Here is a 23,903-nt window from a genome sequence, read left to right on the forward strand (position 1 = left end):
CGGCTGTACCTCCGCCACGGCCTCCGCCGACACGGTCACGTCTGTCATCAGGTGTCACTTCCTGCTCGAAGATCCACCGTTGACCGTACAGACCCGGCTCCTCGCCTTGCGTACGGCCGGCCAGCGGGGGCGCGCTGCGGTTCAGTCCTGGGGCGGGAAGAGCTTGACCAGGCGCTCACGCTGGCGTTCGCCCAGGCCCTGGATCCTGCGCGTCTCCGAGATGCCGAGGTCGATGAGGTGGCGGCGGGCGCGTACCTTGCCGATGCCGGGGAGGGACTGCAGGAGGTGGAGGGTTCGGGTCTGGCGGGCGGTGTCGTCGTCGCGGTCGAGAACGTCGACGAGGGAGATACGCCCGGCCTTCAGCGCGGCGAGCATCTCGCTGCGGTCCTTGCGGATCCGGGCGGCCTTCGCGAGCGCCTCGGCCCGCTGCTCAGGGGTGAGGGTGGGTATGGGGGCGGGCATGGTGCTCCTTACGTTGGTCGGCCGCCCATCATGGCCGACAACGGCGTGCCCGAGCAGGGAGTTTCCGGTTAGGTGGCGTCCTCGAAGACCGGGTAGAACTGTTCGACGAGCAGCGGGGCGGCGAGAGCCAGTGCCGCATCAGGCAACCTTCGCCCGTTCTTGCAGCGGAAATCGAGCTGCTGCGGCCAGGATTGCCGCATAGCCTGCTCGGCTGTGGACAAAGAGGGGCCCTGACCCCGGACAGGTCTCCCGGTTTCCTGGACACTACGAAGTGATGGCCCGCGGAGCCGTCGCGGCGGGAGAGTCCTACGAGGAGGCCGCAGTCCGGGAACTGGCCGAGGAGTTGGGCATCGACACGACGGTCCGATCCGTCGTGAAGTTCCTGAACCGGGGTGGCCTCAGCCCGTACTGGCTCGGTATCCATGAGGCCGTGGTACTCGTCGACCCGAAACCCCGGACCGACGAGGTGGCGTGGCACGGCTGGCTGCCGGAGGCCGAACTGCATGAGTTCATGCGCCGGCACCCGTTCACTCCTGACAGCCGAGAAACCTGGGAGCGGCGTCTGAGGCTCGCGCGCTTTCGCCGTCGCTGCGCTGTGCCAGGGCGAACACGCAGGGCATCGCTCCACCCACAGCACGACACCCCCGGCCTCCTCCTGTGTTGTGGAGGCGGGGGTGTCGGCGTACCTGGGTTCAGGCCCTTTGCAGGTTCAGGTCATGCGCAGTGAGGCGGTCAGAAGGTGAGCTTGAAGTCGGTGATGGTGCCGACGTCCGCCGCGCCCTTGTCCTGGACCTTCAGCTTCCAGGTGCCGTTGGCCGCGACGGCCGAGGCGTTTACGGTGTACGTCTTGTCGAGGTTCGCCGCGGAGTCCGAGGAGGAGTTCTGCAGGCGGTACGACGTCCCGTTGGGCGCTACGAGGTCGATCTGGAGGTCACCGATGTAGGTGTGGTTGATCTTCACGCCGACCTTGAGGGCGCTCGGCGCGTTGCCGGTGACGCCGGTGACGCTGACCGACGAGGTGACCGCGGGGCCCGGGGAGTCCGGGATGGCGACCCGGGTGGTGCTCTCGAAGACGTTGCCCGGGGTGGGGGTGCCGCCGTTCGAACGGGCGCCCACGTTGACGGCGGCCCAGGCGTCGGTGATGTTCTTGACCTCGGGGCTGCCGGCGCCGTACAGCTCGGTCGCCGCGGCGATCGTGCCGTCGCGGGCGCCCTTGTAGTCGGTGCTGGAGTTGAACTTGGTGGTCAGCGCCTTGTACCAGATCAGCTGAGCCTTGTCCCGGCCGATACCGGTGACGGGCAGGCCGTCGGAGGTGGGCGAGTTGTAGTTGAAGCCGTTGACCGTCTTGGCGCCGGAGCCCTCAGAGGCCAGGTAGAACCAGTGGTTCGCCGGGCCGGAGGAGTAGTGGACGTCAAGGCTGCCGACGCCGGAGTACCAGCTGTCCGCGGACCCGCCGTCCTTGCTCGGCTTGTCCATGTAGCGCAGCGGGGTGCCGTCGCCGTTGATGTCGATCTGCTCGCCGATGAGGTAGTTGCCCGGCGCGCTGGCGTTGTTGGCGTAGAACTCGACGGAGGTTCCCATGATGTCGGAGGTCGCCTCGTTCAGGCCACCCGACTCGTCGCTGTACTCGAGACCGGCGGTGGCGGCGGTGACGCCGTGCGTCATCTCGTGACCGGCGACGTCCAGTGAGGTCAGCGGGTCGTTGTTGCCGGTTCCGTCGCCGTAGGTCATGCAGAAGCAGCCGTCGTCCCAGAACGCGTTGACGTACGCGTTTCCGTAGTGGACCCGGGAGTAGGCGGCGACACCGTCGCCGCGGATCCCGGACCGGCCCAGGACGTTCTTGTAGAAGTCCCAGGTGACCCCGGCGCCATAGGCGGCGTCGGCGCCCGCGGTGGCGGCGTTGGAGTTGGCTCCGTTGCCCCAGGTGTCGGTGGCCTGGCTGAAGAGCGATCCCGTGCCGGTCGTACCGTGGTTCAGGTTGTACGTCTTGTGGCTGCCGCGGCCCGTGTCGTTCAGGGTGAAGTTCGAACCGGACTTCGAGGTGCCGAGGGTGACCTGACCGCTGTAGTGGGTGTTGCCGACACCGGTCTCGATGCCCTGCCACTGGTGGAGCTTGGCGCCGGTCTTGGCATCGGTGATGACGTGGAGCTGGTTGGGGGTGCCGTCGTCCTGGAGCCCGCCGATGACGGTCTCGTAGGCGAGGATCGGCACGCCCTTGGCCATCCACACGACCTTGCGGGGGGCGGCGTCGGCCTTGGTGGCCTTGGAACCGACCGCCTTCGCGGCATCGAGGGCCTGCGCGGAGGCGGCCGCCGGAGCGTCGGCCGGGGCGGAGGTGGACACGCCCGCGAGCTGGGCGGTGGACGCCTTGCTGACGCTCTGCGTCGTGTTGGCCGCCGTACGGCTGACGATCAAGTCGCCCCCGAGGACCGGGAGTCCCTCGTACGTGCGCTCGTACCGGGTGTGGGTGGTACCGTCCTGATCCTTGACCACATCGTGGACGAGGAGCTTCTCCTGGGAGGTGAGGCCGAGCTCCTTGGCCGTCGGGGCCGTGGTGCTCTGGGCCTTCGCTATGAGCTCGGCGCGCTGGGACGGGGAGAGCTGTGCGGGCAGCGCGCCCGGGTTGCGCACCGGCTGGCCCTGGGGGGCGGCGTTCGCGGGTTGCTCGGGCTGCGCGCTGGCGCTGCCTGCCTGCACACCTACGGTGAGCAGGGCGGCTGCGGCGAGCAGGGCACCAGTGGCGGTGGTGTTACGACGATGCGTGGACTTCACGCTGACTCCTTACTACCTGTGGGGGGTTACCGGCGGCTGGGATGAGGCCGGCCGGGCAGAGCGTTGCGGAGCTGGTCCGTGCTGGGGATGGGGAGAGAGTGCCAGCGATCGCGATCTTTGTCAGGAGCGCGTCATGAATCAGCCGAAGCGGGACCGGATTTCGCCGTTCGGTGTTCGCTGACCGGACACTCTGGGTGGGCTATCGGCTGCCTCGGGCACGCCCGACAGGGCTGGCCTGGGGCGGGACTTGCTCCGGCCGGGTGCGCAGCCGCTGCGGGCGTTCGCCTGCGGCCGGGCGTGATGGTGCGAGCGGCCGTGGAGGCGGCGTACTGCGCATTCAGGTAAAGCGTTCGGCATCAACCGTCAAATAGCCTTGTCCTGCACATGACTTGCCGGGTGAGATCGCGGAAGCCGCTCTGCGCGGCGCCACCCCCCAGGGAGTCCGCAATGCATCCAGTTCGTCGTACGTGGCCGCGTTCCGCAGCCGCCACGGCCGCTGCCGTCGGCCTCGCGCTCACCGCGATGGCGGCCGCCCCACTGACCGGCACCGCGACCGCCTCCGCGCCGCACACCTCAGCCGTCCCGCGCACCGTGGCCCGTCCGGCCGTCGCGGGACACCAGCTGATCCGCTCAGTGGGCAGCCCGCTCTCCATCGAGGAGTGCCGGACCAAGTGGAAGATCGCCTGCTACACCCCGCTGCAGTACCGCGAGGCGTACCACCTGAACCCGCTGTACAAGCAGGGCATCACCGGTAAGGGCCGCACGATCGTCATCGTGGACTCCTTCGGCTCGCCGACCGTCCAGCACGACCTGGACGTCTACAGCAAGCAGTTCGGGATACCCAGCACCAAGGTGGAGGTGGTCAAGTGGGGCAACGTCCCCGCCTGGGACCCGAAGAACGCCGACATGCTGGGCTGGGCCGGCGAAACGACCCTCGATGTGGAGATGGCGCACGCAGTGGCGCCGGACGCGAAGATCGTCCTGGTGGAGACGGCGGTCGCGGAGACCGAAGGCACCACCGGCCTGCCGGAGATGATGGACGCCGAGAAGTCCCTGATCGACCGCGGCATCGGCGATGTGATCACCCAGAGCTTCGGTGCGACCGAGAACACCTTCCCCGGTTTCGACAAGGGTGACTTCTCCAGTATCAAGAACCTGCGCTACGCCTTCGAGGCCGCGGCGCGCAACCACGTCACCGTACTCGCCTCCTCCGGCGACGGCGGAGCCACCGACTACAACGCCGACGGCAGCGCGTACTACGACCACCGCGTCAACTCCTGGCCCTCCTCGGACCCGCTGGTGACCTCCATCGGTGGCACCCAGCTGCACCTGAACGACGCGGGCAAGCGGACCGCCCCCGAGAGCGTCTACAACGACAACGGCGCGAGTGGCGGAGGCCAGTCGCACGTGTTCAAGCGTCCGGCCTTCCAGAACGGGGTCAAGGGCATCGTCGGCGCGCAGCGCGCCACCCCGGACATCTCGATGGCCGCTGCGGTCGACGGCGGCGCGTGGATCTACACCAGCTATGACCCGGCGTCCGCCGGCTGGGACGTCTCCGGCGGCACCAGCGAGTCCAGCCCGCTGTTCTCCGGCATCGTTGCCCTGGCCGACCAGGCTGCGGGCAAGCGCCTGGGGAACATCAACGAGGCGCTGTACTGCCTGTACGGGCGCTCCGCCCATGACCGTTCCACCGGCCTCGTCGACGTCAATGACGGTACGAACAACAGCTACGAGGGCGTCACGGGCTACACAGCGGTGAACGGCTACGACATGGCCACCGGCGTCGGCACGCTGGACGCGGCCCGCTTCGTACCCGCCCTCGCCCGCGAAGGACAGCGCCGCTGACGGTTCACGGTTCACGCCGACAGCCCTGGAATCATCAGTAAGAAGCCCCAGGCCGCCAGCCTGGGGCTTCGTTCCACGCGTACAGGTTCCGCCGCGAAAGACCTAGCGGCCGCGGCCCCTCTGGATCTCGAAGTGGTCGATCCGCTGGCCCGTCTCGGCCAGTGCGCTGACCTTCAGCTTCGGAGAGCGGCCGGTCTCGACCTCGACCGCGAGGAAGGAGTAGTTGGTGTACCGCACCCGCGACCACTCGACCGTCTCGGTCGCCTTCGCACCGCCCTTGACCCACCGGTAGGACTCGACGCTGTCGCGGTCCGCGACGTGGCCCTCGTACGAGTCCGGCACCGGGAAGCTGTACAGGGAGCGCCCCGCCGCGCCGGCCGTGACGTACACGATGCCGTCTTGCGTGGGGTCGGTGCGCTCGCCGATGGGGACCTTCCGGCCGACCTTGTTGCCCTTGATCGCGTCGGTCCGTTCGTACACGTGGTTGTGGCCGTTGATGACCAGGTCCACCTGGTGCTTCTCGAACAGCGGCACCCACACGTCGCGCACCCCGCCCTCCGAGGCGTGCGCGCTGGTGGTGGAGAACGCGCAGTGGTGGAAGAACACCACGATGAAGTCCACGTCGCGGTGGTGGCGCAGCTCGCCCAGCCGCCGGTCCAGCCACGCGGTCTGCTTTCCCCCGCTGATCCCGAAGTTGGCGGGGATCTCGTACGAGACGTCGTTCGCGTCGAGTGCGACGACCCCGACGTTGCCGTGTACGAACGAGTACACGCCGGGCTGGTTGACCGGGTCCGGGCCGTTGTCGGGCAGGGACCATCGGGCGTTCTGGCCGCCGTAGCCCTGGGGCGAGTACCAGGCCTCCATGTCGTGGTTGCCGGTCGTCACCATCCACGGCACGGTCTTGGCCACCGTCTCCGTCTGGGCCAGGAACTGGTCCCAGGCCCGCGCGTCATAGGTGTCGCCGGCGGTGCCGGAACCGGAGGAGTCGGCGTAGCAGATGTCGCCCGCGTGCAGGTGGAAGGCCGGGTTCTGGGCCAGCAGCACCGCGTCATTGCCGAGCGCGTGGTAACTCACGCCTTGGTCGCCGAAGGCGGTGAACGTGAAGTTCTCGGCGCGCGAGGGGGCGGTGGTGAAGGTGCCGAGCGTACCCAGGTTGCGGTGGTCGGCAGGGTCGAAGCCGTCGTGCCCGACCCCGTAGTAGTAGGTCTGACCGGGCCTCAGCCGGTCCAGGCCCACGTGCAGGTAGAACTGCTCGGCCGCGGCGATCTTGCCGCCGTTCAGGACCGGGGTGCTCAGGTACCGGACCTCGGCATCGATCTTCACGCTCAGCGCCCAGGGGCTGGTGCCCACGCGCAGGTACGGCTTCTTCACCGCGAACGGCACCTGCCAGGACACCCGCATCTGCGTCTTCGGATCGGCGCCGTACTGCAAGTGCCGTGCGAACGGTGCGGCCAGGGCACCGTCGACACCGCGCCGCTCGGTGGAGGTCAGCGCGGCTGGAGCCGCGTACGCGGAAGAGGCCGCGCCGACGCTCAGGCCGGCACCGGCACCGGCGACGGCTGCGGTCACCGCACCCGCGCGCAGCGCGCCGCGCCGGGTGAACTTCGCACGCAGGTAGTCGTGCTGCTCGGCCATGCTCATCCGGGAGGCGAGCTTCTGGGGGATACCGAAATCGGGAAGGTCCATGGCAGCAAACCTCATCCTCCGAGACGACGCGGAGTTCGCCGGGAGGTGAACGGACGGGGGCGGAACCCCCATGAGAATCCCCGGAATTGCCCATCTTCGTGCCACCCAGATGGGATGCCGGCCTGGACGGCACCGAGGTGAGGGGCAGCACGCCGGACACGTCATGAGGGATCGGGGCAGGCGCAGCCTCGCAGTCTTGACGAGGGAAACCCGGCTGAACCTGGAACAGCCACTCGAGGCTCGACACGACTGCGGCCGGCTTCCGTTCAAAGTGGCCAGCCAGCCGGGTACACGAACACGTCTCGGCCTGCCCGACCGTTGCCGAACAGCACACGGTAGGGATACTGACTCTTCACCAGACCGAGCAGTGTCCCGAGCCGGTGCAGTACTCGGTGTGGGTGCCCGACATCGGCCCAGCTTCTGTGCAGGAGAGAACCCCCGTGCCATCGCACCAGCCGCTCCACCATGCGCTCCGAGGACAAAGGGCCGCCGCGGTGTGTGCCGTGGTCCTGCCGGCGGCACTGCTCGCTCTGCAACTCGGTCTCAGTCCTGCGGCCCACGCGTACAAGCTCGGCGGCTCAGGGCCGCGCGCGGCGAGCAGCCTGGCGGCGCCCGACAAAGCTACGATTTCGGAAGGCCAGGTCCAGGAGGTCGCGCCCGGGGGTGTGATCACCTATCCGAGCGTTACAAGTTGTCTCACCGTGACCGTGCGGTTGCACGACGGCGGCCTCGTCGGTGCTCACGCCAGCCTGTTCCAGGTACCGGGTGAACTGCCATCCGATGAGATTCTGCAGGCGCTCAAAAACCACGTCGGCAACCGCTCCGTGACCGCGCTCCAGGTCAAGGGGGCCGTGGGCGCCTGGCATCCGAGCTACTTCGTGAAGGCGATCGAGAGTTACGGCGAAGCGGAGCAGGTGCCCATCCCTACAGGCCAGGACTTCGACGGGCTCGCCCGGGCGGTGTCACTGGGACTAGAGCAGCCCCGCAGCCTTGTCACGGTGGAGGACGTACCCGACGGGGACCAGATCGTCGAGTGACGACACGGCAAGTGGGCGCGGCGATCTTGCCTTGCGCCGGGAGCCACTCGGCCACCACAGGGCAGTCGACGTTCGTCTCGTGCCCGAGCTTCGCTCGCGCGCACGACGTGCACCACGTCACCCGGCGGCTCTCGCCCCAGGGTGAATGCGCCCGTGCGCCTGTCGCGCCCCGGATATCCGGAGTTCACGCCTGCCGTGATCGCGGTAGGTGTGGCCACCGTCTTGCCTCGCCACCGGGAGCCTGTGCCGTGCGCGCACGGAGGAGATTCAGCGGATGAATGTGACTCGTTCTGTTCCGGGCGCGTGGCCGTTGCTGGGGCACGCGGTGCCGCTGGTACGGCGTCCGCTGGAGTTCGTGACGGCGCTGGCACGGTACGGGGATGTGGTCCGGGTCCGTCTCGGGCCGGTGCCCATGTACGCCGTCACCGATCCGACGCTGGTGCATCAGGTGCTGATCGGCGAGGCCCCGAACTTCAAGCGTGGCCGGTTCCACGAGCGGGCGACGCGGAGCTTCGGGCAGGGTCTCCTGGCCACCTCCGGACCAGGGCACCTTGCCACTCGGAGAACCTTGCAGCCGGCCTTCCACCACGAGCGCATCGACGCGTACACCGAAGCGATGGCCAACGCTGCCGTAGGGATCTCCGAGTCGTGGCGGCCGGGGCACGTGGTCGAGGTCGACCACGCCATGAACGGCCTGTCCCTGGCCATGCTCGCCAGCACGCTCTTCCCCACGGGGTTCGGGGCCCGCTCCTCAGCAGCGCTGCAGCGTGCCGTCCCGCTCATCACCCGGGCTGCGGTCGTCCGCGCCGCCCTCCCCAGTGGCTGGGCCAGGCTGCCGACCCCGGGAAACCGCCGGCTCGACGAGGCCCTGGCCGGGCTGGACTCTGCGGTGGAGGCGGCCATAGCCGCATGCCGTGACAGTGGACAGAGTCAGGACGACCTGCTGTCGATGCTGCTGGCCGTGCGCGACGAGGCGGGCCAGGGGCTGACCCAACGCGCGATGGCCGGGCAGGGCAGGGCAACGTGCTGGCCTCCCGCCTGATCCACCGCGCACACGCCGAGACCGGCTGGTGCCGCTACGCTCCGGCCTGCGCGCTTGGTCGAAGCCGACCGAGCCTTGCCCCGGCACGGCCGAGCACCTGGCGGCCCTGCCCGGGATCACCGTCCTGGACCTGGACCTGCCCACCGCGCTCGCCGTGGCCCAGCAGGAGACGTGGGCGGCCGCCCACAGCCAGCACGCGACCCAGCCCACGGCGGACCGCCCCGACGGGGCCACCGTGGCCACCACCTCCCCGAAGCGCTGGTAAGAAGCACGATAGGTGGCCCGGATGGACGACTTCGATGCTCAACTCGGCGTGGGCAGGGCCGCCCCTCCCCCGGTGGCGGCCCTGCCCACCGTTCAGGCGAGACGGTTGATGGCGTAGGCCTCGATGGCGTCGCGCTGGAAGGCGGCCAGCCCGGGGGCGATCGTCTCGTACGCGGTGTGCCAGGCGTCGTTGTCCACGCAGGCACGTCCGATAGCCCGGAACTCCTCAGCGGCCACTGTGCACAGCTCGGTCAGCGCCTGGTACTGGGCGTCGATCTCGGCTTGTACCGGCTCGGCGTCGGCCGGGTGGCCTGCGGCCTTGAGTTCGGCCAGGCGGATCATCTGCGCGGTGCGCGCACGGTGCCCGGCGTCGGCGTCGGCCTGGCTCATCCCCGCAGCCCGCTGTGCGAGCTCTTCGGCGAGCTCGGGGAAGTCGGCCATGTTGTCTTCGTAGTGGGCGGGTGTCACGCCTTCGAAGAGGTTCTCGGGGCGGTTAATGGTCATGAGGGTGCCGTCCTTCCTGGACTGCTCCAGTTCGGTGATCGTGCGCGAGACGGTGACGGCCAGGGCATCGAGGCGGTCCCGCTCCGCAAGCAGGCGCTGGTGGTGCCCTTGCAGGGCTTCGACCTCGTCGACCTGCTCAGACAGGATCCGAGCGATCTCCGGCAGGGCGACGCCCAAGGACCGCAGCACGAGGATCTGCTGCAACCGCAGAAGCTGGGACTGCCCGTAGTAGCGGTGGCCGTTGGCGCCGGTCCGGGCCGGCGGCAGCAGGCCCGTCTCGTCGTAGTGGCGCAGGGTCCGAGCGGTCACGCCCGACATCCGGGCCACCTCCGCGATCGGCCAGTCCATCACCGTCTCCCTCACAATCACCTCACCGGGCCGGTCTCTCCGGCTCTGGTCACGACCGTAGAAGCTGCCGCAACGGCAACCACAAGCCCTCGCGAACCCCGATCCCGCCGCCCCGCACACAGGGTCCCGCCCTGTCGTGGCCGCCGGAGTGGCAGCGGCACTTCGCCGCACTGCGCGAACTGCTGGCCGACGAAGAGGGCCAGGCGGAGGTCTTGCCCGGGTTCACTGTCCACGGCATGGACGTCGGGATGTGGCTGGCCAAGCAGTGCACCCTGGCGGTCTGGACGGCCCTGACGGAGGGGCAGCGCGATGTCTCAAAGCAGCCCCGACGTGCTGCTCGATGCGGCGCCTGAGGCTGGGCCCCGAGGAGCCGAAGAACGCTTCGAGGGTTGGGCTCAGCTCGTCGCCGAGCACCCAGAACCGGTTCAGCAGCGCCATGAAGCTGCTCTCGCTGGGGGCCATGTCGGTCAGGTCGAGGAACCGGGCCAACTCGCGCCGAATCCTCATGGGTATCTCCGGCGGCGAGGACTCCGCCCAAAGCTCATCCTCAATCCGAACCCTCTGCTGAGGACTCCCCTGGCCGGTGGCCAAGGTCCGGTTCGCAACGAGGGGGAGATCGGGGCCGGGAACCTGCGCGAAGCTCCGTTCCATGCGCTCGCTCTTACTCCCCTCCTCCGGGACTGCCGGCATCCCCAGTTCCGCGAACGCTGCGTTGAGCCTGGCGTGCGAGTTCCCGCCGAGCCGAGCGACGACGTCGCCCACCACCTGTCGAAGAATGGAGCGATCCCTGCTATCGGCCATCCGTCGATCCTCGCAGAAGGCACCGACAACCGGTCAGGAAAGCCTGTTACCGCTCTGCCGCAGCCTGGAGGGCTGCTTGCCATCCGGCCATGAAGTCCTCGGCTGAGTCCAGTTCTCCGGGGCAGCGGAAGACGCCATCGATGTGCTCGGTCATAACCTCGCCGAGTTGTTCGCTGAGTTGGTCCACGTACGGGTCCAGGCACACGCTGAGGACGTTGGCCGCCTCGACCTTGGTAAAACTTCGGGCCGCCGTGATCACGACCTCTCCAAGGCCCAGCTCGTCGATCTTGGCGCGGATGGCTTGCTGGCCGACGGTGTCCGGGAGCAACATTCCGTGCATCAGGTACAGGCTGCCGCAGAAGCCCAAAATGCGGGCGGCGTCTCGTGCGCGGGCCAGTCTCTGGGGACTGACGGTTTCGGCTTCGGCTACCGCGTCCCGTTGTCGGGCCTCGCGTAGTAGATGGTCCAGTGTTCCGTCCCGCTGCGCCTGCTCCATGGCAGCGACCAGCGTTTCGGAGTCGAGCCATGGCAATAAACCGGAGCTGTTCATCGCCTGGGCGAAGCTCTCTCCGCTTACCTCTCCTGGTGGCAGCCCGAGCATGGCAATGAGGTTGACCATGTTGCGCTGTCCACCGCGTGGTGGTGGCTGGATGTCCTGGTCGTTGGTGAGGAGTGCTTCCCGCATACGAGCCGGATGGCCCAACAGGCCGGGTGAACGGGCCAGGTACTTCTCAGCGTCGGTGTAGAGGGCGTCCGTGTCGAGGTCGTCCTGCGCTCGTCGTGCCTGCTCGATCAGGCGTTGGACGGGGCTACCGCGCAGCGCCCAGACGAGTGCGTCGCGGACAGCTGCGAAGGGCGGTTCCGGAACCGGTTGACGCGAGTGCGATCCCGGTGCGCCGGCTCGCATGTACCAGGCCAGAACCGTGGCTCGTAAATCTTTGCCCTGCCCGCTGCTGCGCGTCAGGGCATCGGCGATCTCCACGGTGCGGGGGTCCAGAACGGATATCGATCCCCGGCCTCGGCCCAGTGCCTTACGGGCGTGCCGTGGCAGTAGGCCAGCTCGCCGCCAGCGTTCCAATTGCGCCGCTGAAACGGCAAGGTCGCGGTCGTGGAGGAGCCCGAGCAGCTCCTGGTCCGCGGGGGAGGTTTCGTCGCGCGTCACGTCCGCACTTTAGAACCCCGCGAAGTGTCGTGGAGCGGTGAATTCGAAGTCTGACTCAATGGAGCGGCAGCGCGGAAGTACGCGACTTCACGGCCCTCAGGGGCACGTACGCTCCGGGCAACCGGCAGAGAGGAAGAGAACTCACCAACATGCTGAACGATGTGATCACCGGGTCGATCGCGGAACTTCTGGGAGGCCTCGCCGTGGTCGTGGCTGTCGGCCTCGTCGCACGGGCCCGCCGTCGCCGTGGTGCCCGGCGCAGCGCCGCAGGGGGCGAAGACGGAGCGGCGGCGAGACCCGCCCGGACGTACACCCTGATCGGCGCGCGGGCTCCGGACGGCCAAGCGGTCCAGATTGCCAGCAGCCGGCCTGCCGGAATCGTGATCACCCGGCAGGAGCCGAGCAGCGACCGTCGGCAGCGGTTCGAGCTGACTGACGCGGTCCTGTCCGACGGCACGTACGCGGCGGAGCCCCTCGACTGGTACCACTGAAGTGACGGCCGCAAAAGCGACTGGCCAGTTGTCCGAGATTATCGGTGCGGGCCGGGCGGAACACCTCGCGGACCCCGACGCCCAGATCCTCCGCGACCGCCTGGACGGTCTCACCGGTGCGCAGCCGGGCCAGCAGAGGGGACCGGATGCGGGCGGGGAGCTTGTCGGGCATGAGCGCACCGTAGGGCTGCGCGCAGCCGACTGGCCGTCCCGACACACCACGGCGCAGGCAGCCCCGGGGCGACGGTGGCCACTGCGTGGGGGCGTCGCGTCCGCCACCACCTCCACTACCACGCCTGAATCGGCCGGTATGTGCGTCTGGCCGTCCTCCAGGCGTGCCATCGGCTCCGATTCTGCAGCGCAGGCAGGTGATGCGATTGGAGGGGATCACAACTCGTGCAGGTTCAGCGGGGTGGGGTGGCCCGCACCAGAGGACCGCGTGTTCGTACGCCGGATCTCGGTCCGTTGGGTGGTTGGGCGGCCCGGTGTTACTGCTGCCAGAGCGCTCTGGTCACCGGGCCTCGCCCGCGCACGCCCTATCGACGCGGACTGAACCGACCATAACCACGCCCAGCCACCGCCCGGCATCAGAAGCACAGCGTTCGACATCCCGCGTGACATGCGCGGGCGAAAGTTGACGCCCGACGCTGACACCAGACACCCCCACCACCTTCCTCACCCTTCTCACACCGACCACGCGCAAGCAGCCCCAGTGTTGCAGCGGACCGGCGGCGCGGAGCCGCCTGTTGCGTACGCCGGGGCTTGGTGCCGGCCGCTGAAGAAAGCTGTTCCCGAGCCGGTCAGCTTGTCGTTCAACCCCTCAGGGTCGTCATCGAGTCCCTTGGCCTCGTCGTGTCCACGGCACCCAGCCCTGCCTGTTGTCAGTTGAACAAGTGGCTGATCCCGCCTTGGCCATCCGTTCCGTTCCAGATCGCGGCCCCCACCCAGAACGGGAACCAAAGGACCCGTTCCGGCAGGACTGAAGCGGCGAGGAGCCAGACGACAGGCAGAACGGTGAACAGTAGACAGCAGGACAGTCCCCGGCCGAACGTGTGCGACTGCCCCTCGAATTCGTAGTCACCTCGCGAAGGTAGGCGGCGCTCACACGGACGAGGTGGTGGCCGACGCCTGGACGGTGCTCGGCCGGTACGGTCCCAACGCCGTTTTCCGGACCTCCTGCGACCTGGCCCTGACCTCCGACTCGCCGGACTTCCTGGCCGACGAACTCGTCGGCGGCCGCGCCTTCGCCGGCTACATGATGGACCTCGGCCTGATCGCAGTGAGCGCGGACGAGGTCGGGGTCTTCTGGTCGTTCAACGCGCTCTGAGTGGGCGTTAAGTCCGTTTCTGGTAGCGGCCTCGTCCGGGTTGGGTGAGGAAGCCTTGGCGGGCGAGGCGTCCGAGGCGGCTGCGGGTGATGTTGACGGATGCCTCGTCGGTGGGCATGTCGAGGAGTTCGTGCAGCTCGCGGGCCCGGAACACCAGGTCGGGGTGCTGGTTGAAGGCGTTCACGATGGCCTGGTAGGCGGTGCTCGACTCAGGCGGATCAGGTTCGGTCCCGGTCGGTGCGAGTTCCGCGATGATCTTGCGGGTGGTGGCCAGGTCCGCAAGACGCGCTTCGGTTTCGGTGAGGGCGGCAGTGAAGTGTGCGATCTGATTGCGGAGTTCGTCCGCCCGGGCCATGGCCTCATTCTCCCGGATGTGAAGGTCCACCAGGAGTTCGGTGATGTTCACGCAGCCAGCCCGATGGTGTCGCGCCAGGCCGGGGCGGGGGTGGTGAGGCGGCGGGCCATGTTCGCGGTGGAGGCCCAGTAGACGCGTGAGGCGGAGGTGTCGGGCCGGTGGTCGTACTCACGGGCCAGACGCCGGTGCAGCATCAACGTGCCGTTCGTCTGCTCGACCACCCACCGCTTCGGCTGCGGGACGAACCCTTTGCCCTGGTCGGCAGGGTTCCGGCGGACAACCTCGACGTCGATGTCCAGCAGGGCGCCGTGAACGATGACTGCTTCTTTGAATCCCTGGTCCACCAGCGCCTTCTCCAGGCGCATCCCGCACCGCTCGGCGGCCTGGTCGAGCAGGGCGATGCCTGCGGCATTGTCGTGCGCGGAGGCGGCCATGACGACGACGCCGATGATCAGCCCCAGAACGTCGACGGCCAGTCCCCGCTTGCGCCCCGACACCTTCTTGTTCGCGTCCAGCCCCGTCGTGGTCCTGGGGACACCCGCCGCGGCGCGGACGGACTGGGTGTCGATGATCACGAGGGACGGGTCCTCTAATCGGCGGGCCTTCTCCCGCACCTGGCAGCGCAGGAGTTCCTGGATCCGCTGGTCAAGCCCGTCCTGGCGCCACAGGCCGAAGTAGTAGAACACCGCCGACCAGGCCGGGAAGTCATGCGGCAGCAATCGCCACTGACAGCCCGTCCGGTTCTGATAGAAGATCGCGTTCACGACCTCCCTCAGGTCGCAGGACCCGGGATCTCCGGTCGCCGACCGTGCCACCCTGTCCTGCTTCCAGGCCGTGATCATCGGCTCGATCAACGCCCACTGCCCGTCCGATAAGTCGCTGAGGTACGGCTCTCTCTTCACGCCCCGTATCTCAACATGGACATGCCCATCGGGCAGCCCGGACGACGATCAGTACCACGATCGAGCGATCACGAACCGAGGAAGACCGGACTTAACGCCCACTCAGAACCAATTGCAGCGCATCAAGCGCGCCGACGACGTCAACATCCCCGACGGCATGGTGATCTACAGCCTTCGACACTTCTTCGCGTCGAACTGCCTCACCAACGGCATTCCCATCACGGACATCGCCGAGTGGATGGGTCACAAGAGCCTGGCCATCACCTTCAAGATCTACCGCCGCCTCATGCCCGGCTGCATCGGCAAAGCCGCCAAGATCCGCGACATGGGCCTGGCTGCGTAGAAGTTCGGCCAAGCGCTCCGCGTGGTGTGTCATCGGGCGAGACGCCGGATGCAGGGGGAGTCAGGATGGCTGCAGGTCGTCAGCGAAGGATCGCAGCCGCTCTGAACGGCCGTTCGGCCGCCCGGAGGTCAAACGGCCGTCACGGGCGGCCAGGGGGGTGCTCCTCCATACCAGCGAGGTCTTCCAACAACACATCGGCCACCAGCTCCTCGACAACGGCGGTGCCGTGCTCTGCCATGGCCTCGGCCAACTCGGGATCCCACGGCGCTCCGGTAATCCGCCCAGGTAGAGGACCGTGTGGGTTGCATGCGACCGCAGCACGGTAGTCCGCTGCAGTCATACGCCAGGGGTGCGCCGGTGTCTTGTCCAGGACGTATGCAGCGATGCGGATGCCTTCGCCATCGAAGTCGCCGTGGTAACGGAGAGCGGCGCCGTGGTCCGCGAGTATGCGCAGGAGCTGGATAGCCGCGCTGTTGGGCCAGCCGGAGGTGCAGACGAGCGGCGGGCAGTAGGGACCGAAGCGACGTAGGGCCAGTGCCACGATGCTGGGGTTCTCCACGACGTGCACGACGGGTACGGGAGCCGCAGACAGGGCGAACTCGCCCGGGTTCCTGACGTGTGCGAGGGTCAGACTCGCGGCCTGACCCGCCTCTGCGCACACTGCGGCCACCCGGGCGAGCAGACCGTCGCCGGACGGGCGTAGTCCGCCGACGAGGACGGTGGCGGACAGCTCGTCGTCGGCAACACCCGCGCGGCCCCAAAGGGCGCGCCGTTCCGCTGCGGACTGCGGGGGAACAGTGGCGTACAGGGTTGCCAGCGCGCGTAGTACGAGTGTGGACACGGGCGTGCCGTCGTCGAGTGCGTGTGCGTGCCCGTTCAGTACCCTGGCGGCGAAGACGGGCAGGGGTTCTGCCTGGCCGGGCAGTTCGGCGAGCACCCTGAGTGCGTCCGTGAGCAGCGTGCGGGTGCGTTCCGCCGAACCGCCGACCAAGCCAGCTGCTCGACAGGAGGCGACCCAGTCGGAGAGCACCGGCTGGGCCCGTACCGTGTCGTGATCGGTCAGCCAGGTCCACAGCGCGGCGCGTTCGTCCTCCTGCCGGCGCCGCTCGTCGGCTCTGTTACCGAGCGGGCCGACGAGTTCAGTTACGACCTCTCGCACGGTACGGCCGGAGAGTTCGGCAACGGCCTCCTCCAGCCGGGCCAGGGCGATGGAGGGGCGCGGATCCGGAAGGCGGTCGAGGCCGAGGAGGTCGGCGAGGGCCTCGCGCTGGGTGTCGTCGAGCGGCCCGAGACGTACCCGTGTGGCGGGGCGGCCGGAGGAGAGACGGCCGTGGATCGTCTGCCAGAGGGGGCGAAGTTCGGGGCGGTGCAGGGTGGCATCGCCCGGGGCCGGTTCCGTGGCGCTCATCTCGTCCGCGGAGATCATCCCGCCTCCATGCCGGTGCCGTTCCAGACGAAGCGCGCGCTGGTGACGGCGTCGTCGCCGCCGTCGGTGAGGAGCTGGTGGACGGCGATGCCGGGCAGCTCGCGGTAGGTGCCCCACTCGTGGTCGGAGGTGATCATGAGGTCCAGGTCGAGTGCGGTGAGCAGGGCGAAGACCTGTCCGCGGTTGACGGTGTCGACGCCGACGAAGACCTCGTCGAGCAGGATCGGGCGGGGTCCCAGGGGCACGTCCTCGTAGTGGGCGGCGACGGCGGCGAACAGCGGCAGGTGCAGGGCGATGGCCTTCTCCCCGCCGGAAAGCGCGCCGTGCAGCCTCTTGGTCAGCGGCTGCCAGCCGTTTCCGTCCGCCCGATCGAGTCGGACGGTGAAGCTGTGCCAGGCGGTGTAGTCGAGCACCTCGCCGAGGTGCTCCTCCCAGCTCGCGGCCGTGTCACTGCCCTTGGCCTCCTCGATGCGGGCGCGGAAGAAGGCGTGCAGGGCCTCCCGGTCGGACTCAGTGACCCGGCCAGGGTCCTTCAGGAGTAGCTGGCGGGCGGTGCGGGTGCTGTCGGGGAGGTCCGGGCGGACGTCCCAGACGAGTTGGACCGCGACGTTGGAGGCGGTACGGACCCGCTCCAGGTGCCCGTTCATGTGCGTGACGAGTTCGCCGGCCCGGCGGATTCGGGCGGCGAGGTGGCGGCGGATGTCGCCGGTGAGGATTTGATCGAAGAGCCGCCGCTCGGCGGTGCTGATGTCGCTGCGACTGCGGTCGCGTTCCTGGGTGAGCGTGGTGAGCAGGGCGGCCGCCCCGACGCGTACGCCGTCCAGAGTGGCGGTGAAGAGCTGGACGTCGTCGTCGGGCTCCAGATCCAGGTCGGCACGGACGCCGAGGTGTCCCCGGGCATCGTGGACGGCTTCGGAGAGGCGGGTCGCGGCGTCGCCGAGGTTGCGTGGCGCGTGCGGCACGCCGGGCCACTGGGCCGCGGTGGCGCGGGCGGCCTCCAGGGTGGCCTTGGTGCCGTCCCCGGCATCGAGTTCCGGTGCGATTCCGGCGTCCTGGGCCAGGCCGACGAGGCACAGGTGCCGGAACCGGTGCGCCGCGCCGTCCCGGGCCGCGACTGCCCTCTCCCGTCGCTCGACGTCCTGGCCGCTCCTGGCCTTGAGCTCCCCGATGCGACCTTGCAAGTCCACGAGGAGTCGGTTCGCCCGCCGGACGTCGTCCCGGCAGCGGTCCCGTTCGGCGCGCGCCTCCGCGACGCGGGCGACGATCTGCCGGTAGTCCTCGCCAACGGTCGCCTCCACCGCCTCCAGGCGTGCCGTCATCCCGGCGGCCTTCGCCTCGGCGGCGGCCGCGTCCCTGGCCCCCTCGTCCGCGATGTGGCGGGACCGGTCCGCCTGCGCGGCCGTCTGCCGAGCCCGCTCGGCGGCGGTGGCCGCGGTAAGACGGGCATCGACCCAGCTGTCGGCGAGGTCGCGGAACCTCTCGACATCGACGGAGAGGGTCCGCAACCGGTCGCGGTCGGCGGGCAATCCGTGTTCTGCGGCCCGGCGGCTCAGCGTGCGCAGCGCGTCAGCCACCCCCATCTCGCGCCGGGCGAGGTGCGTCGTTGCGTCGCGTACGACCGCATCCCGGGCAGCCACCATCTCCTCGGCCCGGACCCAGTCCTGTCGGCGGGCGTCGAGTTCCCGGTGGTCGGGCTGGGCGGCCCTGTCGGCCTCCAGCTGGGCGGCTCGGGCGTCGAGCTCGTGGAGCTGGTCGTCGAGGGCGCCGAGGGCGGCGTCCGTCTCCTCGATGAGTCCGGTCAGTTCGGCGATCCTGCGTTGCCGGGTCCGTTGCCGGGCGAGAGCACCGATGAAGGCGGGTTCCGGCTTGCTCCATGTCCCGGTGGCCGGCGCGAGGCGCCAGGCTCCTTCCGCGGAGACGGCCGCGGGGTGGCCGCCGGGCAGGGTGGTTCCGTACGCGACACCGGCCAGGACTCGGGCCACGGCGTCGGCCGGTACGGGGATGTCCTCCTCGGGCCGCAGCACGTCGAGCAGGCTGGGCCCCGGGACGGTCGCGGCCAGGGCGGCCTCGACACGGGTGTCGTGACCCGGCAGCGTGATCCCGTCCGAGGGGCTGACCCACGCGTCCAGGAGGCCCGAGGCCTCCAGTGCGGCTTCCACCGCGGCCTGGACGGCGACCGGAACGCCTTCGCGGAAGGCCACCAGCCGCCACAACGGGGCTCCCGCCGCCGTTGTGCGGACGGTGGTGCGCGTGAGTGGAGCGGGCGGCGGGAGGTCGCTCTCGCCGCTGAGCCAGCGCACCTCCTCGTCAAGCCTGTCCCGCTCCTCCCCCAGACCCCGGCGTGCGGCTCGTACACCGGCCCGCGCCGTGGTGATCTCCTGGTTCAGCGGTCGTGCGGCAGCATCGACCAACGCGCGCACGTCCGCTTCGACCGCCGCCCCGGCCGCCAGTTCGCCAGGGTCGGCAATGGTCAGCTCCGTGCAGTCCGCGGCCCAGGCCAGCAGCCGTTCCGCCTGCCCGGCGACGGCGTCGTCCCAGGCTCTGGCGGTCTCGTCCCTGTGGACGATCGCCTCCCCGAGCCTGGTGCGCGCCTCGTCCAGCATGTCCTCGGCGGTGCCTCGGTCGCGTACCGCGCGGTCGTGCTCCTCGATCGCCTCGGTGAGGTGGGTGACCTGCTCGCGTCGGGTGGTGACCGCGCCCCGGAGTAGCCGACGGGCCCGGCGGGCTGTGTCGTCCTCGCCCACCGTACGAGCGACGGCACCACGATCCTGGGGCCGTCGGCCGCCCGTCCCGTGCCCCAGGCCGTCGCTGAGGGACGCCGCCGGTTCCGCGTCGAGAATCGCCTTCACCTCGTGGTGGATCGACTCCATGCCCGCGGCCCGGGCCGACCGGTGTGCTTCGTCCGCGGCTTCACGCGCGTGCTCGTCGAAGGTGCGGGCGTTCCGCGCGGTCTCGTCGGCGAGCTTCCGGTCCTTTTCCGCGCCGGTCTCGGCGGAGTGAGCGGTGGCACGCCGCTCCTTGGCGACCGCTGTCAGGTCCGCGGTGTCGCGGCGGAGCCGGTCGAGTTCCTCCCCCTTCTGGTACGCGTCGCTCTCGCGCAGCCCCTCGACGGTCTCCTCCAGGGTGTGTGCCCGCAGCTCCTGTTCGTCGCGCAGATTCTGGGTCGATTCGCGTTCCGTGATCGCCTCGTCGAGCTCCTCTGCGCTCTGGCGGGCGGCACGGGTGAGGTCGTCCATGTCCGTCGTCGCGGAGATCAGTCCGGCCGCGCCGGCGCGCAGGACCCGGCGGGCGTAGGCGCGCTGCCGGGAGGCGACGGTCTCGGCCGCCGTCACTTCGGCGTCGAGCCGGTCGAGGTGGTCGCGCTGCCGGTCCAGACGTTCGAAGCCCTCTGCGAGTTCGGTGATCTCTCCCTCGCCGAGCGGGGGCAGGGCGCGGGACAGCAGAGTGGACAGCAGGGAAGGGTCGAGCCGTTCGGACAGCTTGGGCTGGCGCAGCTGGAGCAGCGCGGAGAGCAGCGACTCGTACCGTTGCTCCGCCATGCCTGCGAAAAGTGCGCGCCGGACGGCGGTGCGGTAGTCGGTGGCTGACGGGTGCACCTCGCCTCGGTCGCGAAGGGTGTCGGCGAGAGCGGCCTTGGTCAGGGGCTGCCCCGCCTCGTTGACGAGTGGTGCGCCGTCGGGGTGGGCGATCCGGGAGCTGGTGGTGAAGTACTCGGCGTGTGCCGTGCTGGTGTGCACGCTCGCGTGAAGGCGCGCACCGCAGCCGAACCACTGTTCGGCGCCGTCGTCGCCGATGCGGCGGAACTCCATCCACACGTACCCCACACGGGTCTTGCCTGAGGCTCCCGCACCAAGCATGTTCCAGTGCATGGTGCGTTCCGAACCGCCGAACGTGGAGAGGCGGTTGGGGCGCAGGCTGGCGTCGAAGAGGAAGGGGAGCAGCAGTTCCAGGGCCTTGGACTTGCCGGAGCCGTTCTGGCCGCGCAGGAGCAGGCGCCCCTGGTGGAAGGTGAAAGTCTCGTCGTAGTAGCGCCAGACGTTGAGGATTCCCGCGCGGTGGGGCTGCCAGCGGCTGCGGGCGGCGCCCGCCTCTCGAGTGGGCGGTGGCTCGGCGGTCTCCTCGGGCCGTCGCTGGAGGGGAAACTCTGTCACGCTCATTGCATTTCTCCTTCCGCGGCAACGCCGCTGGAAGCGGTAGTGCTTTCCGGGTGGTTCTTGGGGCCCGGGCTCGTGGTCTCCATCAGGCGGTAGCGGTACGCGGCCGGTCGTGCGACGACGCGCCCCCGGGCTCTGCCGGCCAGGCCGACGTCGAGCAGGACGCGTACGGCGTCGTCGGCCAGCCGCACCGGGCCATCCTCGGACTGGTACGCCTTGGCCCAGCCCGGGAAGCGGCGTAGCAGTTCAGCTCCGGTCTCGGCCAGCTGTTCGGACAGCATCCCTGCAGGTGCAGCGCAGAGCGGTGCGAGGAGGAGCAGTGCGGCGACGCGGGCGGTGGAGGTGTCGTCGGGGAAGCGAACGTCGGTGGCGATGCCGTTCGGATCGACGAGGAGGAAGCCCTCGGCCCGTTCCTCCAGGAGGAAGCCTGCCTGTTCGGCCGAGCGGCGCAGGATCTGGCGGCCGGTCAGGGAGGTGACGTACGCGAGTTCGTCGTCGGCGAGGTCGGCCCGGTACAGCACGGGGTCGTCGAAGAGGCGGCGGAATACCGAGTGGCGCAGCCTCAGGTTGCGTTGGGCGTCCGTGGTGGCGGTCTCGCTGGGCAACTCGTCGCTCGCCCCGTCGACGGCCGCGCCGCCGTAGCGGCGCTCCCGCACCAGGCCGGTGAGGAGGTCCTCGAACCGTGCGGGCACCTCGTCCGGGGGCACGGCGAGCCGGGAGGCGCCGACGGGTGCGGCCGGCAGCCGCATCAGCAGCGTGTTGTCCACCCGGTAAAGGATCTTCGCCTCTGCGGAGTCGACGTACGCCTCGGTCGTCCCGTCCACGGCGCGCAGCACGTCGTACCCCTCCAGCAGCTTCAGGACGTCGACGAACGCCATTCGCTCCGGCCGGTGGACCGGGTCGAACGCCGGCAGTGCCCGGTCGGCCGCCGTTGCCTGCACGACGCGGTCGGCGAGCATACCGATGGTCGTCATCGGCATGGACAGCAGCTCGGCCGCGGTCACGCAGAGCAGGACGTAGCGCCGGCGGTCGAATGGAGCCCGGCCGGAGCGCGCTCTGCGCGCCGGGCGGGAGCCGTCGGGGTTCGCGCGGATCTTGGTGAGGCGGGCGTACCCGCGACGGGGCTCCACGACCAGGCTCCAGCCACACGTGTAGTCGAACCATCGGGCCAGCGGATCGCGACGGCGTCGTACCAGTTCGAAACCGGTCGGGTCGGTGGCCTCGGTGAGCAGCGGCCGGGCCAGGAGGAGACGGATGGCGCGGGCGACCTCCGCCCTTTCAGCGGAGGCCAGTTGGTTGGCGAGCGTGCTCATCCAGCAGCCTCCTGTCCCGTGGTGGCGCGGACTGCCGGGAAGGCGGCCGCTCCGCCCGCGGCCATGATGTGGACGACGTAGTCCGGGCCTGCCATCGTCCCCTTCGGGGTGTGCAAGACGGCGGTACGCGCATCGGGAGGTGGCGACAGCGCGACCTCCACCCGGCCGTCCCCGGTCATGGCCCGCCGCAGACCGCCTGCGTCCGGTGGGGCGGCCAGGGCCCGGCCCAGCAGGTCCAGCAGGCGGTCGAACACCGCCGCGTCCAGGGTGGCGAAGGAGGAGAGACGCACGGGGCCGTCTGTCTCCAGCGCCTTCCAGGCGCGCGCGAGTTCCGCCCGCTCCGCATGTGCCCGCTCGGTGCGCTCGGCCCTCATGGCTGCGACGTCCCTCACTTTGCCGGTGCGAGTGAAGCGCTCCGTCCGTCCGCTGGTCCGTAGCAGCGCCGACACCTCCACCGGCGGCGCCTCGGACCAGGAATGGGACGAAGGGATCAGCTCCGGGTCGGGGTGGGCGAGATGGGCGTGGCGCGCCGGGCCAAGACCGAAGGCCGTCGACCACAGCCGGTGCAGGTCGTCCTCATCGGGAGCCGCCGCAAACCAGCGCGCCAGCTCCCGGAAGTCCTGCACAGCGCTGGAGGAGCGGCGCCGGGACTCGTTGATCCGCTCCAGGACCTGCAGGAGGGAGACGATGGCGCGCCGGGCGACGTCGTGCAGCTGCTCGATCCGGGGGCGCGCCCCGTCATTCGGCAGGAACCATGCCCGCAAGCCCGCCCAGCGCGCCCGCCGGCTCTCCAGCCAGCCGGCCGCGGGGTCTTCCCCCGGCACCGGCGGCAGCTCGGCGCCGCGCAGAGCCCGCTCGCGCAGCACCGCGATGCCCCGCTCCTCCACGCGGCCCACGGCGGCGGCGACCGTCTCGCCCCGCCGGTCGAGATCGACCAGGAACTCCTGGAGGTACGCGACGGTGGCGGCCTTCACCTCGCGGAACACGTCCAGGTCCACGCCCTCGGCGCGTAGGAGCCGCTGCAGTTGCCCGTTGAAGGCCTTGGTGTTCTCCACCAGGGCCTCCAAATGGCCCTCCAGCTCCCGCAGGGTGCTAAAGATCCGGCGGTCGGCCGCGGCGGGTTCACCGGACAGCACGGTCAGCTCGTCGAGCCGATCGGTGATCGCCTCCAGCACCGCGGTCTGCAGCGCACCCGTCGAAGCCAGGACCTCCAGGGCGTGGCGAAGCCCGGCAAGCGCGGCCTCGCCCCGGCGGGTCAACGAGTAGTGCAGGTTGCGCCGCTCGTACTCCTCGGCCGTGCGGTAGTTCTCGGCGTGGTTGTGGACCACGTCGAGGAGTTCCCACCCCACCAGCCGTTTCAGCACGTCGTGCAGTTCCTCGTCCTCGAGGTCCGCGATCCAGCCCACCGCACGCAGCCGCTCGCGTACGCCGTCGAGCCCGAGCGTGGTCTCCAGGTACTCGCCGGCCACGCCGAACGCCTCGAGCACAGCCCCGTTCAGGTCCGCCTTCTCCCCCGTCGTGAACCGGAACATCTCCGGCGGAACCCTGCGCATGCCCGTACGTCCCCTCCTCCGCCGCCACCCCTGCGGCACTTCGCTCCCCACGGTAGGGGGTTGGTTGCGCATCCCGGAGTCCGATGCGAGGACCCACTCGACGCGGCCGTTCCACT

19 protein-coding genes and 2 pseudogenes are annotated in these 23,903 nt (G+C 69.7%); 8 read left to right on the top strand and 13 right to left on the bottom strand.

The window, feature by feature from the left end; translation table 11 throughout:
* Nucleotides 1–141: 141 nt before the first annotated feature.
* Nucleotides 142–462 (bottom strand): integration host factor, actinobacterial type, encoded by a 321-nt coding sequence (mihF, locus tag AB0M76_RS40120; protein ID WP_365957688.1) that lies wholly within the window; start codon nt 460–462, stop codon nt 142–144.
* Between the two features lie 68 nt (nt 463–530).
* Entirely contained in the window at nt 531–662 is a 132-nt protein-coding gene (locus AB0M76_RS40125) for a hypothetical protein (RefSeq protein ID WP_365957689.1), read from the bottom strand.
* Nucleotides 663–673: 11 nt separating this feature from the next.
* On the opposite strand from AB0M76_RS40125, the gene AB0M76_RS40130 reads away from it, so the two are divergent.
* Nucleotides 674–1,189 carry an NUDIX domain-containing protein gene (locus tag AB0M76_RS40130; RefSeq protein ID WP_365957729.1) on the top strand — a complete coding sequence of 172 codons (516 nt, stop codon included), beginning with the start codon at nt 674–676 and terminating at the stop codon, nt 1,187–1,189.
* A gap of 5 nt (nt 1,190–1,194) precedes the next feature.
* Here the strand turns inward: AB0M76_RS40130 and AB0M76_RS40135 are convergent, their stop codons facing one another.
* Entirely contained in the window at nt 1,195–3,234 is a 2,040-nt protein-coding gene (locus AB0M76_RS40135) for a M4 family metallopeptidase (protein WP_365957690.1), read from the bottom strand.
* Between the two features lie 447 nt (nt 3,235–3,681).
* On the opposite strand from AB0M76_RS40135, the gene AB0M76_RS40140 reads away from it, so the two are divergent.
* Nucleotides 3,682–5,079, top strand: coding sequence for a S53 family peptidase (locus AB0M76_RS40140; RefSeq protein ID WP_365957691.1), 1,398 nt, complete (start codon nt 3,682–3,684; stop codon nt 5,077–5,079).
* Nucleotides 5,080–5,181: 102 nt separating this feature from the next.
* Here the strand turns inward: AB0M76_RS40140 and AB0M76_RS40145 are convergent, their stop codons facing one another.
* Complete coding sequence (locus AB0M76_RS40145; protein WP_365957692.1) at nt 5,182–6,765, bottom strand: metallophosphoesterase family protein; 1,584 nt, start codon at nt 6,763–6,765, stop codon at nt 5,182–5,184.
* A 503-nt stretch (nt 6,766–7,268) separates the two neighbouring features.
* Between AB0M76_RS40145 and AB0M76_RS40150 the strand changes: the two genes are divergently transcribed.
* The 3 genes and pseudogenes from AB0M76_RS40150 to AB0M76_RS40160 all read left to right on the top strand — a co-directional run bounded on the left by AB0M76_RS40150 (nt 7,269) and on the right by AB0M76_RS40160 (nt 9,109).
* Nucleotides 7,269–7,802 carry a hypothetical protein gene (locus AB0M76_RS40150; protein ID WP_365957693.1) on the top strand — a complete coding sequence of 178 codons (534 nt, stop codon included), beginning with the start codon at nt 7,269–7,271 and terminating at the stop codon, nt 7,800–7,802.
* Between the two features lie 274 nt (nt 7,803–8,076).
* A complete protein-coding gene (locus tag AB0M76_RS40155; protein ID WP_365957694.1) occupies nt 8,077–8,844 on the top strand; it encodes a cytochrome P450 in 768 nt (255 codons plus the stop codon).
* A pseudogene (locus AB0M76_RS40160) lies at nt 8,826–9,109 on the top strand (hypothetical protein). Before AB0M76_RS40155 ends, AB0M76_RS40160 begins: the two are co-directional and overlap by 19 nt.
* 92 nt (nt 9,110–9,201) lie before the next feature.
* Here the strand turns inward: AB0M76_RS40160 and AB0M76_RS40165 are convergent.
* The 3 genes from AB0M76_RS40165 to AB0M76_RS40175 form a co-directional block, all read right to left on the bottom strand.
* On the bottom strand, nt 9,202–9,960 hold the full coding sequence (locus tag AB0M76_RS40165) for a MerR family transcriptional regulator (protein WP_365957695.1): 759 nt from the start codon (nt 9,958–9,960) through the stop codon (nt 9,202–9,204).
* Nucleotides 9,961–10,182: 222 nt separating this feature from the next.
* Nucleotides 10,183–10,761 (bottom strand): hypothetical protein, encoded by a 579-nt coding sequence (locus tag AB0M76_RS40170; RefSeq protein ID WP_365957696.1) that lies wholly within the window; start codon nt 10,759–10,761, stop codon nt 10,183–10,185.
* 46 nt (nt 10,762–10,807) lie between these two features.
* Entirely contained in the window at nt 10,808–11,923 is a 1,116-nt protein-coding gene (locus AB0M76_RS40175; protein WP_365957697.1) for a hypothetical protein, read from the bottom strand.
* Nucleotides 11,924–12,072: 149 nt separating this feature from the next.
* On the opposite strand from AB0M76_RS40175, the gene AB0M76_RS40180 reads away from it, so the two are divergent.
* Together AB0M76_RS40180 and AB0M76_RS40185 are read left to right on the top strand one after the other, a co-directional pair.
* Complete coding sequence (locus AB0M76_RS40180) at nt 12,073–12,414, top strand: hypothetical protein (protein ID WP_365957698.1); 342 nt, start codon at nt 12,073–12,075, stop codon at nt 12,412–12,414.
* Nucleotides 12,415–13,531: 1,117 nt separating this feature from the next.
* Nucleotides 13,532–13,741: a hypothetical protein gene (locus tag AB0M76_RS40185; protein ID WP_365957699.1), complete on the top strand. Its 210-nt coding sequence runs from the start codon at nt 13,532–13,534 to the stop codon at nt 13,739–13,741.
* A 7-nt stretch (nt 13,742–13,748) separates the two neighbouring features.
* Here the strand turns inward: AB0M76_RS40185 and AB0M76_RS40190 are convergent, their stop codons facing one another.
* Together AB0M76_RS40190 and AB0M76_RS40195 are read right to left on the bottom strand one after the other, a co-directional pair.
* On the bottom strand, nt 13,749–14,147 hold the full coding sequence (locus tag AB0M76_RS40190) for a hypothetical protein (RefSeq protein ID WP_365957700.1): 399 nt from the start codon (nt 14,145–14,147) through the stop codon (nt 13,749–13,751).
* Nucleotides 14,144–14,998 carry an IS5 family transposase gene (locus AB0M76_RS40195; protein WP_365957701.1) on the bottom strand — a complete coding sequence of 285 codons (855 nt, stop codon included), beginning with the start codon at nt 14,996–14,998 and terminating at the stop codon, nt 14,144–14,146. The genes AB0M76_RS40190 and AB0M76_RS40195 overlap by 4 nt, the downstream gene beginning before the upstream one ends.
* Before the next feature lie 106 nt (nt 14,999–15,104).
* Between AB0M76_RS40195 and AB0M76_RS40200 the strand changes: the two are divergent.
* Nucleotides 15,105–15,341: pseudogene (locus AB0M76_RS40200) on the top strand (tyrosine-type recombinase/integrase); the annotation flags it as partial.
* A gap of 139 nt (nt 15,342–15,480) precedes the next feature.
* Here AB0M76_RS40200 and AB0M76_RS40205 read toward each other — a convergent pair.
* The 4 genes from AB0M76_RS40205 to AB0M76_RS40220 are packed head-to-tail and all read right to left on the bottom strand — an operon-like array spanning nt 15,481 to nt 23,787.
* Complete coding sequence (locus tag AB0M76_RS40205; RefSeq protein ID WP_365957730.1) at nt 15,481–16,749, bottom strand: TIGR02679 family protein; 1,269 nt, start codon at nt 16,747–16,749, stop codon at nt 15,481–15,483.
* A gap of 14 nt (nt 16,750–16,763) precedes the next feature.
* On the bottom strand, nt 16,764–20,924 hold the full coding sequence (locus AB0M76_RS40210) for a TIGR02680 family protein (RefSeq protein WP_365957702.1): 4,161 nt from the start codon (nt 20,922–20,924) through the stop codon (nt 16,764–16,766).
* Nucleotides 20,921–22,234, bottom strand: coding sequence for a TIGR02678 family protein (locus tag AB0M76_RS40215; protein ID WP_365957703.1), 1,314 nt, complete (start codon nt 22,232–22,234; stop codon nt 20,921–20,923). The genes AB0M76_RS40210 and AB0M76_RS40215 overlap by 4 nt, the downstream gene beginning before the upstream one ends.
* Nucleotides 22,231–23,787, bottom strand: a complete 1,557-nt coding sequence (locus AB0M76_RS40220; RefSeq protein WP_365957704.1) for a TIGR02677 family protein — start codon at nt 23,785–23,787, stop codon at nt 22,231–22,233. The genes AB0M76_RS40215 and AB0M76_RS40220 overlap by 4 nt, the downstream gene beginning before the upstream one ends.
* Nucleotides 23,788–23,903: the final 116 nt, after the last annotated feature.

Origin of the sequence: Streptomyces sp. NPDC051364 (genome assembly GCF_040682115.1) — a bacterium.
GTDB lineage: Bacteria > Actinomycetota > Actinomycetes > Streptomycetales > Streptomycetaceae > Streptomyces.

Excerpts from the sequence above, each read along its gene's own strand:
- mihF (WP_365957688.1), bottom strand. The coding sequence starts at position 462 with ATGCCCGCCCCCATACCCACCCTCACCCCTGAGCAGCGGGCCGAGGCG.
- AB0M76_RS40125 (WP_365957689.1), bottom strand. The coding sequence starts at position 662 with ATGCGGCAATCCTGGCCGCAGCAGCTCGATTTCCGCTGCAAGAACGGG.
- AB0M76_RS40140 (WP_365957691.1), top strand. The coding sequence starts at position 3,682 with ATGCATCCAGTTCGTCGTACGTGGCCGCGTTCCGCAGCCGCCACGGCC.
- AB0M76_RS40145 (WP_365957692.1), bottom strand. The coding sequence starts at position 6,765 with ATGGACCTTCCCGATTTCGGTATCCCCCAGAAGCTCGCCTCCCGGATG.
- AB0M76_RS40155 (WP_365957694.1), top strand. The coding sequence starts at position 8,077 with ATGAATGTGACTCGTTCTGTTCCGGGCGCGTGGCCGTTGCTGGGGCAC.
- AB0M76_RS40165 (WP_365957695.1), bottom strand. The coding sequence starts at position 9,960 with ATGGACTGGCCGATCGCGGAGGTGGCCCGGATGTCGGGCGTGACCGCT.
- AB0M76_RS40170 (WP_365957696.1), bottom strand. The coding sequence starts at position 10,761 with ATGGCCGATAGCAGGGATCGCTCCATTCTTCGACAGGTGGTGGGCGAC.
- AB0M76_RS40180 (WP_365957698.1), top strand. The coding sequence starts at position 12,073 with ATGCTGAACGATGTGATCACCGGGTCGATCGCGGAACTTCTGGGAGGC.
- AB0M76_RS40205 (WP_365957730.1), bottom strand. The coding sequence starts at position 16,749 with ATGAGCGCCACGGAACCGGCCCCGGGCGATGCCACCCTGCACCGCCCC.
- AB0M76_RS40210 (WP_365957702.1), bottom strand. The coding sequence starts at position 20,924 with ATGAGCGTGACAGAGTTTCCCCTCCAGCGACGGCCCGAGGAGACCGCC.
- AB0M76_RS40215 (WP_365957703.1), bottom strand. The coding sequence starts at position 22,234 with ATGAGCACGCTCGCCAACCAACTGGCCTCCGCTGAAAGGGCGGAGGTC.
- AB0M76_RS40220 (WP_365957704.1), bottom strand. The coding sequence starts at position 23,787 with ATGCGCAGGGTTCCGCCGGAGATGTTCCGGTTCACGACGGGGGAGAAG.